Consider the following 14,778-nt stretch of genomic DNA (forward strand, 5'->3'; position numbering starts at 1 on the left):
ATATAAACCCATAAGATTTTATTAATACAACTTATATTTAGGAGGGCTAACACGTGGAAGTTAAAGCCGCAGTAGCTTACGGCGCGGGTCAGCCGCTAACTATTGAAACTGTGCAATTATCAGGGCCACAAGCAGGAGAAGTTTTAGTAGAAATTAAAGCTTCGGGAGTTTGTCACACTGATGCTTATACTCTGTCTGGTGCTGATCCTGAAGGTTTATTTCCTGCAATTTTAGGTCATGAGGGCGCTGGTGTAGTCGTAGAAGTGGGGGCTGGTGTCACCAGCGTCAAACCAGGAGATCATGTCATCCCACTTTACACCCCAGAGTGTCGTCAGTGTGAATATTGTCTCAGCCTCAAAACCAATCTCTGTCAAGCAATTCGCTCTACACAAGGACGCGGTGTCATGCCCAATGGTACTAGTCGTTTTAGTATCGGTGGCGAAATGATTCACCACTACATGGGTACATCTACCTTTGCTAACTACACCGTATTACCAGAAATTGCTGTCGCCAAAATTCGAGAAGATGCACCCTTTGACAAGGTTTGTTACATAGGCTGCGGTGTCACCACAGGTATCGGTGCAGTGATTTATACCGCCAAGGTAGAACCAGGTGCAAAAGTTATTGTGTTTGGGTTGGGTGGTATTGGCTTAAACGTCATCCAAGGAGCGCGGATGGTAGGAGCCGATATGATTGTGGGAGTAGATATTAATCCCAGCAAACGCGTCTTAGCCGAAAAATTTGGGATGACGCACTTTGTCAACCCTAAAGAAGTCGAGGGTGATTTAGTTAGTTACTTGGTTGATTTAACTAAAGGCGGTGCAGACTACACATTTGAATGTATTGGCAATGTCAATATTATGCGTCAAGCATTAGAATGCTGCCATAAAGGTTGGGGTGTCAGCGTCATTATTGGGGTGGCTGGCGCAGGACAAGAAATTAGTACACGTCCGTTTCAATTAGTCACAGGTAGAGTGTGGAAAGGTTCAGCCTTTGGTGGTGCAAGAGGACGGACAGATGTGCCGAAAATTGTTGATTGGTATATGGATGGCAAGATAAATATTGATGATTTAATTACCCATGTGATGCCAATTGAGCAAATTAATGATGCTTTAGAATTGATGCACAAAGGTGCGTCTATTCGCAGTGTTATAACTTTTTAGATTCAATAATGTTTGTGAAGGGCGGGGAAACCACGCCCCATAAGTACCAACACAGAATTAATGACACACATTCTTTTTCTTTTCCCTGTTCCCCGTTCCCAATCTCCACGAATGAATTTAAGTTTGTGCAACTACTTATCTACTAATTAATTTAACTGCTATCAAACTTGGGAGATGCAAATGATTACTACCAGTGAAATGATAAGCCGTAATCCTCAAGAAACACCACTCGCAGAAAAGCGCGTGACTCTGCATAACATCAGTTGGTCTGCTTATGAGCAAATTCTTGATGCTTTGGGTGATAATCGCGCAGCCCGACTGACATATTATCAGGGAATGTTGGAGATTATGACACCTTTAGAAGAACATGAAAGTGTTAACAGTTTAGTTAGGCAATTGATTGAATTACTAGCAGAAGAACTCAATTTCAATCTCAAGAGTATGGGTTCAACTACACTCAAGATTCCAATCCTAAAATCTAGTCCAGAACCAGATAAATGTTACTACATCCAAAATGAGCCTCTTGTCAGAGGTAAAACAGTAAATTTAGCAGTAGACCCACCTCCAGATTTAATCTTAGAAGTAGATATCACCCATACAGATATCAATAAAAAACAAATGTATGAGGATATGAAAGTTCCTGAATTTTGGCGTTACAACGGAACAAAATTAACTATTTATATTTTGGAACAAGGCGAATACCAAGAATCGGAAACTAGCGCCACATTTGCGATATTAACTAAATCAATAGTTTACGATTTTCTAGCCCAATGCAAAACTCTAGGCGAAACTCAAACTAAACGCGCTTTTCGGAAAATGTTGCAAGCACAAATCCAGCAGTACTTTAGCTATTAGCAATGATTTAATGTCCTAAAAATTGAATTAAGTTTAAATATGCAAACACAACAAAGTAAACAAACAAATCTCTATAAAACTGATTTTTATGCTTGGAGTCAGCAACAAGCTAATTTACTGCGTCACCAACAATGGCATCAACTTGACTTGTCCAATTTAATCGAGGAGATTGAACCATTGGGGAGAAAGGAACGCCAAGAATTACGAAATCGCCTCAGTATATTAATTGCACATCTATTAAAATGGCAATATCAACCGACAAAACACAGTCGCAGTTGTTTAGCAACAATTCGCATCCAACGGCGGGATATTCTCAAATTACTAGAAGAAAATCCAAGTTTAAACTCTTATTTAGAAATAGCAATTCAGGAAGCTTATGAAAATGCGAGAGATTTAGCATCAGCAGAAACTAACCTTCCATTCTCAACGTTTCCTCAGCAATGTTCATATATCTTCGCTGAAGTTTTTAACGCCAGCTTTTATCCTGGTCAACCTGTAAGTGATGATTTAATGGAATAATAGCGATCGCCACAAATTCGCTATACAAATCATGACTCATCTACAAACTATCTCTGAATATCAATGCTTTGACGGAAAACTCGGCTTTTACTCTCATGCTTCCGCAACTTGTAACAGTGAAATGCGCTTTGCTGTTTATCAGCCTCCCCAAGCAGCACAAAAACCAGTACCAGTTCTCTACTTCCTCTCTGGTTTGACTTGTACAGAAGAAAATTTTATGGTCAAAGCTGGGGCGCAACGCTACGCCGCCGAGCATGGTTTAATGTTGGTAGCACCAGATACTAGCCCCCGCAATACAGGTATTCCTGGTGAAGATGATGCTTGGGATTTCGGCACAGGTGCAGGATTTTATATTGGTGCTACCGCAGAACCTTGGCGATCGCACTATCAAATGTATAGTTATATCGTCCAAGAATTACCTGCTGTCATTGCAGCGAATTTCCCAATAAAACCCGATAAACAAGGTATTTTCGGTCATTCAATGGGGGGACATGGGGCGCTAGTTTGTGCTATACGTAACCCCAAACAATATAAATCAGTGTCAGCTTTTGCACCTATCGTTGCACCGATGAATTGTCCTTGGGGACAAAAGGCTTTTAATGGTTATTTAGGTAGTAATCAAGATAGTTGGCGCGCTTATGATGCGAGTGAATTAATTAAACAATTAGGCTATCATAGTCTCATTTTAATTGACCAAGGCACGGCAGATAAATTTTTAACTGAACAATTAAAACCAGAATTATTTGAACAAGCCTGTGCATCTGTAAATCAACCCCTCAATTTACGTTACCAAGATGGTTATGACCATAGTTACTATTTTATTGCTAGTTTTATTGCTGACCACATTCGTCATCATACGATCGCGCTAACTTAAGGTAAGCTGTAAAGTACTTAAATTTCTGCTTCTCCTGCTGGTTGCAAATTCACCCCTTCATAAATATCACTCAAGGGAATTTCAAAATCTATTGTTTGGAGTGATAAAACTGCATCTAGTGATTCATATTCTGTTAATACCCATTGATTATTAGCATTTTTAGCGTAATGCTCAATTAAGTATTCATATTGGTTAACTATAATATATTCTTTGAAGGTGGGAATAGAACGGTAAAATCTAAATTTATCAATTTTGTCATGGCTCTGTGTTGATTTAGATAATACTTCTATAATTACTTCAGGATTTGTAACTGTAGTAGTGCTATTACCTTCATATATTGGTTCTCCTTCAATCACCATAGCATCGGGATAAGTATAGATACGGTAACGAGGTATCCACAATCTTACATCGCCTATGTAGATTTTGTAATTCTTACCCCGCATCTTCAGTTTAAAATTAGCGTAAAAATTACCCGCTATTTCGTTATGGTTTGTAGTTCCGCCTGCCATTGGCACAATTTCCCCATCGTAGTATTCATGTTTAAATTCAGATGTTTCTTCTAGTTGGAGATATTCTTCTGGAGTGTAGTGTTCTTTTTGTGTTTGGATTTGCATAATTTCATCTGGAAAATAGCTGTCTATTTGGGATAGTTTGTACTTAAAAATTGTTCTGCTTCTATTTTATTTGTAATTACTCTATCTAACGTAGCAGCAAGAACTTCATCAAGAATTTGCCGATATTGGGGGCCAGGCTTGTAGCCTAATTGCTTCAAGTCGTTACCATTTAAAATAGGTTGGATGTGCGCCAATACTGTTAAGTAATGCCAAATTTTTTTTCTGAGCGATCGCGGGCTTTGTAAGGCGATTAAAATCAGCATTGGTAAGTCATATTTTTTCAGTAACTGCACAATTTGACTAGGACGTTGCAACTGGGGTAATAATTCCCTAACCTCTGCTTGCGCTGGGGCTAAATTTTGCAAGCGATGAATGCTATCTTCTTGTAATTGCAGATTTTTGGTGACTTTTTCCCGATATTCTGGTTTGAGGTGGGCAATTAAAGCTTCTAGGCGCATTTGCCAGTGGATAAGGGTGAGTTGGGGGTCAAATCTGTGCAGACAGCGTTCTAATAACCGCAGTTGACGTAAAAGTTCCGCATCTAAGTTGAGGGTGGAATGGATGCACTGCAAAGCTTGTAAGTTATCGAGTAATTGCAAAGCTGATTTCCAGTACGGTGCTTCTAAGATATGTTTAAGTTCAGTTTTCAGCCGAGTTTGCAAAGCCGGAGTTTTGCGATTGTGTTGAGCAGTGCGATCGTAAACACCACTATTAATGGCATAACGAATATACTCTTCTGTTCGCGGTTCAAAATCAAAGCCAAAGCGCACAGCAAAACGCACACCGCGGTAAATGCGCGTAGGATCTTCAATAAAACTATTGGCGTGCAGAACCCGAATTTGCTTGGCTTGTAAATCTAATAAACCACCAAAAAAATCGAGTAATTCGCCAGCACGGGGAGAAGTTAGCCGCAATGCCAGTGCATTGATAGTAAAATCTCGACGGTACAAATCTTGGCGAATAGAACTCGCCTCAACTTCAGGATTCGCGGCTGGGTAAGGGTAAAATTCTGTTCTAGCGGTGGCAATATCCACCCACAATGAATCTAATTCTGCATCTTTGTGCCACAACAAAGCCGCAGTTTGAAACGCACCATGAATTTCTAACCGTGCGGCTGGGTAAAGTTCTTGCAATGCTTTTGCTAAGTCCACCCCAGCACCAACATCTGCTGATTTATGAAAGCCATCTACGACCAAATCAATATCTTTAATCATTAATTGGTCTGCGGTTTCTGCTAATACCAAGTCCCGCACAGCACCACCAACTAGGTAAAGATGCCAACCACGTTTTTCTGCTGCTTGGGAGGCTTTAGTGAGTAATTGCCATAGTTGAGGTGCAAGACGTGATTGTATGTTAAGTGCTGTGTGCTGTGTGCTATGTGCTATGTGCTGAGGACTTATATCTTGAAACTCCTCACTGTTTTGATGTAACTCTCGTAGGACATCGGTACGGGTGACAATACCAACTAATTGCCCATCTGCTAACACTGGTAAACGCCCAATATCATAAGTCACCATCAGCGACTCGATTTGTGGCAGGGTAGTATCTGGGGTGATGGTTTTGAGATTAATCGTCATGTAGCCTTTGACTGGCGCATGACTAAAGCCGTGGTGAAAGGCAATATCTAAATCTCGCCGGGAAATAACGCCGACTAACTGTCCTTGGGCATCAACTACAGATAAACCAGAATGCCCATAACGTAATAAAATTCGCTGTGCTTCTTCAATAGTAGTTTCTGGAAGAATGGTGCGGACTGGGGAAGACATCAAATCTCTGGCGGTGAGGGGATGGGGAATGGAGGCTTTTAAACCTTGTAAAAGTTGTTCTAAGGTTGCTTGTGTATCAACTCCCCGCAAGTTTAGTGATGCAGCTTGAGAATGTCCACCACCGCCGAAGGGTTGAAATAACAAGTTAAGATTTACACCAGGAATCTGCGATCGCCCAATCACAGTTAATCTTGATTCATCTTCCCCTAATGGATATTCATTGACTAACAATAAAGCATCAATTTCGCTTAATTCTACTAATTGTGATGCTAAACTTGATAACCCAGGCACAAAAGCATCTGTTTTTAAAATCACCCAAGCGATCGTATAACCCCGTAAGCAGAGATATTCTAATTCTTGCAATGCCGTTGTTAATAGCTGTTGCAACTGTGGTGATAAACCAGGATCGCGGTAAGTAGAAATAACTGATAAACTGGCTCCTTGTTGCATTAACCAAGCTAAAGCGAGAGCATCCCTAGCGGTTGATAAGTCATAAGTTAATGAACCTGTATCCACATGGATACCCAAAGCCATCACCGTTGCTTGGGACGGGGTGAGGGAAATTTCCTGCTGTTGTAATTGCTCCACCATTAAAGTTGTGCAAGCCCCCACAGGGGCAATATGCAACTGCGTCGCCGGAATATCGCCCTCTTGCCCTAAGTGATGGTCATAAACTACAATTTCTTTCACGGTGGGTAAATCTAACCATTCAGCTGCTTTACCCAGGCGATCGCGGTTTTGTGTATCCACTACAGTAATCGAACGAATTGTTTGCGGATTCACTGCCCGTCGTTCAATCAGCGGATACTCATCTCGATGTAACGCCAAAAAATCTCTCACAGGTGGATGTGCGCCGCCTGTTAGCACAATCTTACTTCCCGGTAGCAAGCAAGTCAGACCAACCGCAGCCCCTAGAGCATCAAAATCAGCCGTTGTGTGGCAAAGAATTAAGTCCATAGTCAAGAGTCAAAAGTTAAGAGTCGCAAGTCAAGAGTCAACATTTAGACTATGGACTATTGACCTTCGACTCTTGACCAAAGTGTAACAATTTCTGCTAGGTTAAAAAATAAGGAAAAACTGTCAGTGTCGCCCTTTAGGATATTCTATCTTTAGTCTTACGCTTTCTTGGGAGAAAGAAAAATGTTCATAATATTCCAGTTTGCTTTAGTCGCTCTTGTTTTGACATCTTTTGTATTGGTTGTTGGCGTTCCTGTTGCCTACGCTACCCCACAAAGTTGGGTTGAATCAAAAAGATTATTGTGGCTAGGTTCTGGAGTTTGGATTGCCCTAGTACTTTTGGTTGGTGTATTAAACTTTTTTGTAGTCTAGGTTCTTGACAAGAGTCTCAGAAAATAAGACAAAGTGAATAACAAAGGAAAAAGGTAAATGGTTTTATTTACCTTTTTTCTAATTTTTGACAGATATCGCTGAAATCAACTTGCTTCTCTCCTCAGCACTCAGCACTTTCCGATAATTGTGCGCTTCATCTCAACCATCTGCAAAGAAGAAATGTATATTGGCAAGAGTATAGTTGATTAAGAGGCAGTCATGGCAGTTTTTGAGGGAACTTTTACTCAAACTGAACCCTTGCGTTTTGCAGTGGTGATTGGTCGATTTAATGACCTAGTTACTGCAAAGCTAGTGGAAGGATGTCAAGATTGCTTAAAACGTCATGGTGTAGACCCCAACCCTCACGGTAATCAAGTAGATTATGTTTGGGTTCCGGGAAGTTTTGAAGTGCCAATTGTTGCCCGTCAACTAGCACTTTCCCAGCGTTATGATGCGATCATCTGTTTAGGTGCAGTTATTCGAGGACAAACGCCCCATTTTGATTACGTATCTTCGGAAGTAGCCAAAGGCATTGCCGCAGCCAGCTTTCAAACTGGGGTTCCGGTAATTTTTGGTATTTTGACAGTAGACACCATGCAGCAAGCCCTAGAACGGGCAGGGATTAAAGCTAATCATGGCTGGGAATATGCCATGAATGCCTTAGAAATGGCTAGTTTGATGCGGAAATTACGTTCTAACCTCACAGAGTCGTACTCTTTAAATCCCCAATCTTTGCCTGCTGCTCAAGGTCAAGAGTCAATCGTCAACAGTCAGTAGTCACTAGTCAATGGTCAAGAGTCAATCGTCAACAGACAAAGGACAAATGACTATTGACTAAAATTTAGGGCTTGACAAATCAAAATATATCTGGCAACATAATAAATGTGAAGTTTGCGGGTATAGCTCAGTGGTAGAGCGCAACCTTGCCAAGGTTGATGTCGCGCGTTCGAATCGCGTTACCCGCTTTAAAAACAAACTAAGTTTTTCATAACCAAAAAACAGGTTAACTACCATCTAAATAATTATTGGTCATTTTCAACTTATTATGTTTTTGGTAGATTACACTAGATTCAGAAGTGGCTAGTGGCATAGAAGTTTGCTCAGGTCAACAGCATCTCTTGGCAATAGAAGTTAGCCACAATTTTTTTGAGCAAAGAAAGAGCCATTCTCATCGATATGAAGCACACGACACAAGCCTCTAGTCCCTAATCCATAGCACAATACGGCGTAAATAAATTACCCATTGCAAATTGCCAAAAAGTTTGTATTATCAGCTTTTTGACAGCTTGACTTCGGCCTTGCGCTACTAGACTCTTTCCCTCAATCAAGATCTACTTTACTCAATTGAGAAATTCTGTAATTATCAAGTGCATGAAAATAAGGTGAAAAATTCTCCTGCTTTCTGTTTAATACTTGGTAGGTAGAATTTAGGAAGTGTTCTCAGAAAATTACTGGCTGATGAACACAGCCTTCTCAAATGGTTTGTGTTCAGAGTAGTTGCACGTAAGCTTAGAATTGTATTAGATATGTAAGCACAATAAATGCCCAAAAAACTGAACTACATTACCTGGAAATCCATAGATATAGAGCCGGAAATCCTTAAACAAGATTACCAGCTACAGCACAAGACAGCAGACAGATCTGCCTATTTTCAGAAAATTGGTAATTGATTGCTGTTGTTAATGATGGCAGTATTTGCCTGACTTCGCTATGTATAGAAACAGTTGATTGTGAGATTACCCAACTCCTGATGCATTTAGCAAGGAAGGGAAATCTCCAACTTATGAAAAACACGCTCAAGTTAGTAGAACGCTTGTGCATCCTCAAAAACCTGAAAAAATTGACTTTAACCAGGAATATCCTTGTCCCTGCCGCCGTAGGGGACGGTTAGTTCCGATTACCCTTACAGAAGCATTTGGCTGCGATCGCTGTCAGCAAATCTTTGTTGTCCAAGATAATGGATATGTCCTAGAACAACTTTCGACCACCTATCCCTACAAGCGGGCTTGGCGCTGGACGGGAAATAGTTGGCATATTGTCCATCCACGCATGGGAGAAAGCTATCTACCCATCGCCCTAGGGATTATTTTTGTGCTAGTGATTATTTGGCTACCATTAGCATTGAAATTAGCCAAAGGTTCCAGCATTATTGCTTGGGCAATAGTGGCAGTAGTATTAGCTATCCTGCCAGCACTTATGGTCTGGCTTACCTACCGACGTTAACTCAATGACCGTTGAAGTTATAAATGATTACCCTGAACCAATGAAAAGCGCTAAACGCGCTTATCAGGCTTCCCTGAAGTTGGGGTTGACAAAGGGAGTAGACCGCAGCCGGGCTGTGTTGGCGATGGCACAGGCTCTGGAAAGTTCTTTTGATGATATTTTAGAAGCCAACACTCTGGATTTAGAAGCCAGTAAAGAAATGGCAGTGCCAGAGTTAATCTTAGATTGGCTGAAACTCACTCCAAAACGACTAGAGATCACAGTAGAAATACTCCGACGCTTGGGTGAACTCTCAGATCCTCTGCGGCGGGTGAGGAACGCTGACTATCAACCAGAAGACTCCCAGAGTTACTCGCAATTAATGGCTTTGGGAGTAATTGGTTTTATTTATGAGGCATTTCCAGATTTAGGTGCGATCGCCGCAGGTTTGTGTATTAAAACAGGTAATAGTATCATTCTCAAAGGTAGTACAGAAGCCAGTCATTCTAACGCAGCGATCGCAGAGGTACTGCAAAATGCCATTGAAGAGGTTGGACTACCACGAGGCTGTGTTGAACTAGTCACCGCCGAACATGGTGCTTCTGTGCGAGATTTAGTTACCCAAGACCAGTACCTCAATTTAGTAATTCCCTACGGACGTTCCAGCCTGGTGCAACAAGTCATGCGACAAGCAACTTGCCCAGTATTAAAATCCGCAATGGGCAACTGTTACCTTTACTGGTCGTTAAATAGCAGTTTAGAGATGGTACGCTGGATGATTCTCGATAGCCACCAAAGTGAACCAGACCCTGTGAATGCCATCGAAAAGGTATTAATTCATCGCCAAGCTATGCCATCATCTTTATCGGTGCTGTGGAATAGCCTGAAAGAAAAAGGCTTTGAAATCAAAGGTGATGCAGAGTTAGTCGAAGCTTTTCCCCAATTGCAACTAGCCAAAGAAAACGAATGGGGCAACCCCTATTTAACTAGGACTGTAGCCTTTAAACTAGTGGATAGCTTAGAAGGTGCGATCGCTTGGATTAATCAACACAGTAGCGGTCATGCTGACTGTATCGTGACGGAATCTTATCAAGAAAGTCGGCAGTTTGCTTTAGGAGTGAACAGCGCCTCTACCTACATCAACACTTCCCCCAGGTTTTCCCGTAACCCTTCACGGGGAGATTCAGTATTCTTAGGTATGTCTAACCAAAAAGGCCACCGTCGCGGATTTATTAGCTTGGAAACCTTGACGACAGTCAAGCATATTATTCAAGGGAATGGGAGGTTTTAAAATGTCAGGCGATCGCTCTCATCTTAGAGTAACAATTGTTTTTTAAAATTACTCAAATACAGGCGGCCATAACTCATAAATTGCCACTTCCCAACCAGGAAATAACTCAACAATTGTCAATTTATCTTCACCAGATAAAACTTCTATATCACCACTGGGGCGATATACACTCACAGTTAATTCATCTGGATTAATTAATATTCCTATTCTGGCACCTAATTCTAAAAATAATTTAACTTTCTCTTCTAACTTAGAAATTCTATCTGTTTTTGATTTTATTTCTACTACTAAATCAGGTACTAACTCAGCAAAATCTCTCACAGTACGTTTTAATCTTGCTGCTGCTACAAAAGAAACATCAGGGGCACGTAAATCTGTATTGGGCATAATAAAGCCACCACTTGAATCAAATATCCGTCCAAGCTGTCGCGGTTTTATCCAATTACCTAATAGCCTAATCAACTCAGCACCAATCTCACTAGATTCAATATCTGACGGCCCCATAACCAGAATATTTCCTTCTTGCAGTTCTATTTGGTAGTCGTGCTGTTCTTCTTGTAGGTTTTGTTGTAGTCTTTCTACATCTTTAATAGTGAGAGTCATACAACTTTTTCGGTATATTTCGCTTTAATGACATATTACCCTAAATTTTTAGTGTCTATAAAAAACGAGTGCTGCTTTGCAATATACTATTAAGCTAAAAAAAAGCCCGCTTAGGCGGGCTTTTTTTGATAATTTCAAACTGGTAAATTGACGGCTAATTTATTTAGGGTTGGATGTGTAATAAACCTTACCGCCAGTATCGGGAACAAAATGACAGCTAACACAAGAACGCCATAAAGATTGCCCAATTGGTTCTTCAGACTTGCGGTAATATTTACCCATCACAGGTTTAATTGCTTCAGTTGCCTTTAACAAATTGTAGTGGGGGATATTCAGGAAGATGTGGTGGGCAACGTGAGTACCGATATCATGATGGATGTGATTAACCAAACCATAATTGCGATCAATACTAGAAATTGCACCTTTAAGAAAAGTCCAATCTTCGCCACGATACCAAGGAATATCAGACTCGGTGTGATGCAGAAAAGTCACCAAATCCAACCAAACAACAAACACAATATAGGGTGCAGCGTAGTATTTCAACAACCACATCCAACCCCATTGATAGGTGAGAAAACCTAACAAACCTACCATACTTATCCAGAGTATAGTACTAGTAATTACATCCCATTTCTCCGATGCTTTAAAGAGTGAACTATTAGGTGAAAAGTGAGAACCTTCTTTATTGGGAGAACGCTTAAACAAATACACTGGATAAGCCAATAAAAATAAATAATATCGGCCTATTTTTTGTGCCAAAGGCATTTCTTTATACTGAGATTCCGTCACAGGATACCAGCTTTCATCGTTATCGAGATGACCAGTATTTTTATGATGTGTCCTATGGCTGATGCGCCAACCGTGATAAGGCACTAATATTGGTGTGTGAGACAGATGCCCAATTAAATCATTCAGCCATTTGTGCTTAGAAAATGATTGATGTCCGCAGTCATGCCCAACGACAAATAAAGCCCAAAACATAGTTCCTTGCATTAACCAGAAAACAGGCCAAAAATACCAAGAATCAAGGTAATGAGCTACTGCATAAAGCGAACCAACAATCACAACATCACGAAAGAAATAAAACAGTGATTGGCTGACATTGGGTTGAAAACATTCCTCTGGGATAGCAGCTTTTAAATCTTGCAGACTAAAGGGCAGCTTAGTTGTATTCTCAGAACCTTCACTGGCATGAGAACTGTCAAAAGGGATGGTAGTTGATTGCACTTGATTCTTTGATGAAATATTTAAAGTCGAAATTTGTTTGAGGTGTTAATGCACCCCTGAAATACCTGCGATGCTTTTAGACAAAGCAAGGTAAAAATCTCTGGCAATTCACTGAACAATAATTAATAAAGAATTGCCAGAAGCTATTTAATTTGCAGACTAATAATCTAATTGCTCTATCTATCTGAGCTTAGATTTAATCAGAGAAATTTTAGCTGCATTTTGGCTTATTTGCCTGCGTAATATTCGTTAAAAGTTTTATAACCAACATCAGTTACATACAGTTGACATTGGTCTGTAATTTGTTTCATTAAAGGCCAAGAAAACTGCAATTCATCATGCAAAGAATCCCCCCAATTATCTTTAATGCTGCTGTAAGCTAACCGTAAATTATAAGAGGGAATAGCAGTAGAAAGGTGATGAGGTACGTGGACGTTAATATCGTGACAAAGGAACTCTACCCAACGTGGATAATCACAATGAATAGTGCCAAATAACTGTGCCATTGCTTCATTCCACTTGCTGGCTTCATCAAAAGGAACATCTGGGAACGTGTGGTGAACGATGGTGAAGGTACTCATCCAGAAATGGTAAATTAACCAAGGCAAAAGCCAAAATTTGATAAATCCCCAAATACCAGTTGTAGCGATGAGAGTAGGAAATACAACTGCTGCGAAAATTGCCACTACAGCAACCGAAAGTTTAATACTTCCTTGGTCTTTAACTTTAAAATTGCGCCAATCAAAATGCACAACCGCCCAATGTCCAACGGAACCTACCCACCAAAGACGCTTTCTCATAAATAATTGAAAAGCAGATTGACGAGTTTTATCCCAACTTGCAAAAACTTCTGGTCGGATGGGATGCCAAGCGTTATCCTCATCTAACTTGTTGGTGTGTTTATGGTGATGATTATGCTTAATTCGCCAACTATGAAAAGGGTAGATTAACGGCATCATAAATATATGCCCAACTAAATCATTAACCCACCGTCGTTTGGCAAATGAACGATGACCGCAGTCATGACCAATGACAAAAAAACCTGTTAAAGCTGTCCCTGTAAAAATCCAGGCAATAGGCAAGAGAAACCAGGGAGAAATTGCCAAACTATAGTAGCCTAAACCTACCATCAAAACATTGGTGAAAACTTGTGTCCAAGCTTTACGACGATTCTGCTGAAAACATTCTTTTGGCAAAGTTTTGATAATATCTTTTAGCCTCAGTTGGGAATTACTAAGGTCTTTGTTTATGTCTTGCGTTTTGATTATTGATGTAGTCATGAAAACCCGAAAAACGACAAACTCCTCCACCAAGTTGCCCAAAGGTAACTTGCAGCAAAATTTCTTTACATTAACGCTCTGGATTATAGCAACTTTAGCTACCGCAGCATACCTGAAAGTAGCTTTTGGAGACTATTTTTATAACTGACGAGTGGATATTTTGATTACTCAGAAATTCCTTTGTCATTAATCATTGGAAGACCAATGACTAATGACAAATGATAAACGAATTACTGTTTTTTGTCTGCAAGTTTTACATTTGTAGCCAGACCAAATAATTGTAAAAATTGGATTGTCATCCAAGTGAGGTCAATTTCCCACCATTCCAAACCGTGACGGGCGGAGTATTGAAAAGCGTGGTGGTTATTGTGCCAGCCTTCACCAAAAACTAGTACGGCTACCCACCAGCAGTTAGTTGAGTTATCGCCAGATTCATAGCTACGATAGCCAAATTTATGGGTAGCACTGTTTACCAACCAAGTGCAGTGGTAAACCCAGACAATGCGAACAAAAATACCCCAAATAACAAACGGCCAGCCACCCAAAAATAACAATAGTAAACCTAGGGCAACTTGGATGAGAATGAAATATTTTTCTAAAAACTGATAAACTGGGTCTTCGGCAATATCTTTGGTAAAGCGAGGAACGTCAGCATGAGCCGGGCATTTGTGAATTAGCCAACCCATGTGGCTCCACCAAAAGCCTTTATTAGAATCATGGGGATCTGGGTCAGTATCGGAATGCAAATGATGAATGCGGTGTGTCCCGACCCACTCGATTGGCCCTCCTTGGCAGGATAGTGTTCCGAAAAGCACTAAGAGATATTCCAACCACTTGGGAGCTTGAAAACTGCGGTGAGTAACCAGGCGGTGAAACCCTAGAGTAACGCCTAAACCACCAGTTATCCAGTAAAGTAAGAAACCCACACCAACTGCTGTCCAGCTAAAGTTGCTAGGAACAAGGGCAAATAAAGCGCCGATGTGTAGACCAACGAAAAATAGGGTATTTACCCAATTGATTTGAGGTTTAGTTGAAGTAGCAATTGTCATGCAGTA

General features: G+C 40.6%; 14 protein-coding genes and 1 tRNA gene. 9 read left to right on the forward strand and 6 right to left on the reverse strand.

Annotated elements, in window-relative coordinates; all coding sequences use genetic code 11:
• The first annotated feature begins 53 nt into the window (after positions 1-53).
• From IQ244_RS20995 to fghA, 4 genes are all read left to right on the forward strand, one after another.
• Positions 54-1,163, forward strand: a complete 1,110-nt coding sequence (locus IQ244_RS20995; RefSeq protein ID WP_193897657.1) for an S-(hydroxymethyl)glutathione dehydrogenase/class III alcohol dehydrogenase — start codon at positions 54-56, stop codon at positions 1,161-1,163.
• 180 nt (positions 1,164-1,343) lie between these two features.
• Positions 1,344-2,018: a Uma2 family endonuclease gene (locus IQ244_RS21000; protein ID WP_193897659.1), complete on the forward strand. Its 675-nt coding sequence runs from the start codon at positions 1,344-1,346 to the stop codon at positions 2,016-2,018.
• 39 nt (positions 2,019-2,057) lie between these two features.
• A complete protein-coding gene (locus IQ244_RS21005; protein WP_193897660.1) occupies positions 2,058-2,537 on the forward strand; it encodes a DUF29 domain-containing protein in 480 nt (159 codons plus the stop codon).
• Positions 2,538-2,568: 31 nt separating this feature from the next.
• Complete coding sequence (gene fghA / locus IQ244_RS21010; protein WP_193897661.1) at positions 2,569-3,411, forward strand: S-formylglutathione hydrolase; 843 nt, start codon at positions 2,569-2,571, stop codon at positions 3,409-3,411.
• Between the two features lie 17 nt (positions 3,412-3,428).
• Here the strand turns inward: fghA and IQ244_RS21015 are convergent, their stop codons facing one another.
• Positions 3,429-4,025, reverse strand: a complete 597-nt coding sequence (locus tag IQ244_RS21015; protein WP_193897662.1) for a Uma2 family endonuclease — start codon at positions 4,023-4,025, stop codon at positions 3,429-3,431.
• A gap of 23 nt (positions 4,026-4,048) precedes the next feature.
• Positions 4,049-6,748, reverse strand: a complete 2,700-nt coding sequence (locus tag IQ244_RS21020) for a CBS domain-containing protein (RefSeq protein ID WP_193897667.1) — start codon at positions 6,746-6,748, stop codon at positions 4,049-4,051.
• 183 nt (positions 6,749-6,931) lie between these two features.
• On the opposite strand from IQ244_RS21020, the gene psbZ reads away from it, so the two are divergent.
• The 5 genes from psbZ to IQ244_RS21045 all read left to right on the forward strand — a co-directional run bounded on the left by psbZ (position 6,932) and on the right by IQ244_RS21045 (position 10,613).
• A complete protein-coding gene (gene psbZ, locus IQ244_RS21025; protein ID WP_193897669.1) occupies positions 6,932-7,120 on the forward strand; it encodes a photosystem II reaction center protein PsbZ in 189 nt (62 codons plus the stop codon).
• A 219-nt stretch (positions 7,121-7,339) separates the two neighbouring features.
• Positions 7,340-7,897: a 6,7-dimethyl-8-ribityllumazine synthase gene (ribH, locus tag IQ244_RS21030; protein ID WP_193897671.1), complete on the forward strand. Its 558-nt coding sequence runs from the start codon at positions 7,340-7,342 to the stop codon at positions 7,895-7,897.
• Positions 7,898-8,013: 116 nt separating this feature from the next.
• A tRNA-Gly gene (locus IQ244_RS21035) sits at positions 8,014-8,085 on the forward strand.
• Between the two features lie 850 nt (positions 8,086-8,935).
• On the forward strand, positions 8,936-9,343 hold the full coding sequence (locus IQ244_RS21040; RefSeq protein WP_193897673.1) for a hypothetical protein: 408 nt from the start codon (positions 8,936-8,938) through the stop codon (positions 9,341-9,343).
• Positions 9,344-9,347: 4 nt separating this feature from the next.
• Positions 9,348-10,613 (forward strand): glutamate-5-semialdehyde dehydrogenase, encoded by a 1,266-nt coding sequence (locus tag IQ244_RS21045; RefSeq protein WP_193897675.1) that lies wholly within the window; start codon positions 9,348-9,350, stop codon positions 10,611-10,613.
• Between the two features lie 48 nt (positions 10,614-10,661).
• Here the strand turns inward: IQ244_RS21045 and IQ244_RS21050 are convergent, their stop codons facing one another.
• The 4 genes from IQ244_RS21050 to IQ244_RS21065 all read right to left on the reverse strand — a co-directional run bounded on the left by IQ244_RS21050 (position 10,662) and on the right by IQ244_RS21065 (position 14,772).
• Complete coding sequence (locus tag IQ244_RS21050; protein ID WP_193897677.1) at positions 10,662-11,216, reverse strand: Uma2 family endonuclease; 555 nt, start codon at positions 11,214-11,216, stop codon at positions 10,662-10,664.
• A 159-nt stretch (positions 11,217-11,375) separates the two neighbouring features.
• On the reverse strand, positions 11,376-12,443 hold the full coding sequence (locus tag IQ244_RS21055; RefSeq protein WP_193897679.1) for a DUF3474 domain-containing protein: 1,068 nt from the start codon (positions 12,441-12,443) through the stop codon (positions 11,376-11,378).
• 227 nt (positions 12,444-12,670) lie between these two features.
• The gene (locus IQ244_RS21060) at positions 12,671-13,723 is read right to left on the reverse strand and encodes a fatty acid desaturase (protein ID WP_193897681.1); all 1,053 of its coding nucleotides are present in this window, start codon (positions 13,721-13,723) and stop codon (positions 12,671-12,673) included.
• 230 nt (positions 13,724-13,953) lie between these two features.
• Positions 13,954-14,772, reverse strand: a complete 819-nt coding sequence (locus IQ244_RS21065; RefSeq protein WP_193897683.1) for an acyl-CoA desaturase — start codon at positions 14,770-14,772, stop codon at positions 13,954-13,956.
• Positions 14,773-14,778: the final 6 nt, after the last annotated feature.

Source organism: Nostoc sp. LEGE 06077 (genome assembly GCF_015207705.1).
Lineage (GTDB): Bacteria > Cyanobacteriota > Cyanobacteriia > Cyanobacteriales > Nostocaceae > Nostoc_B.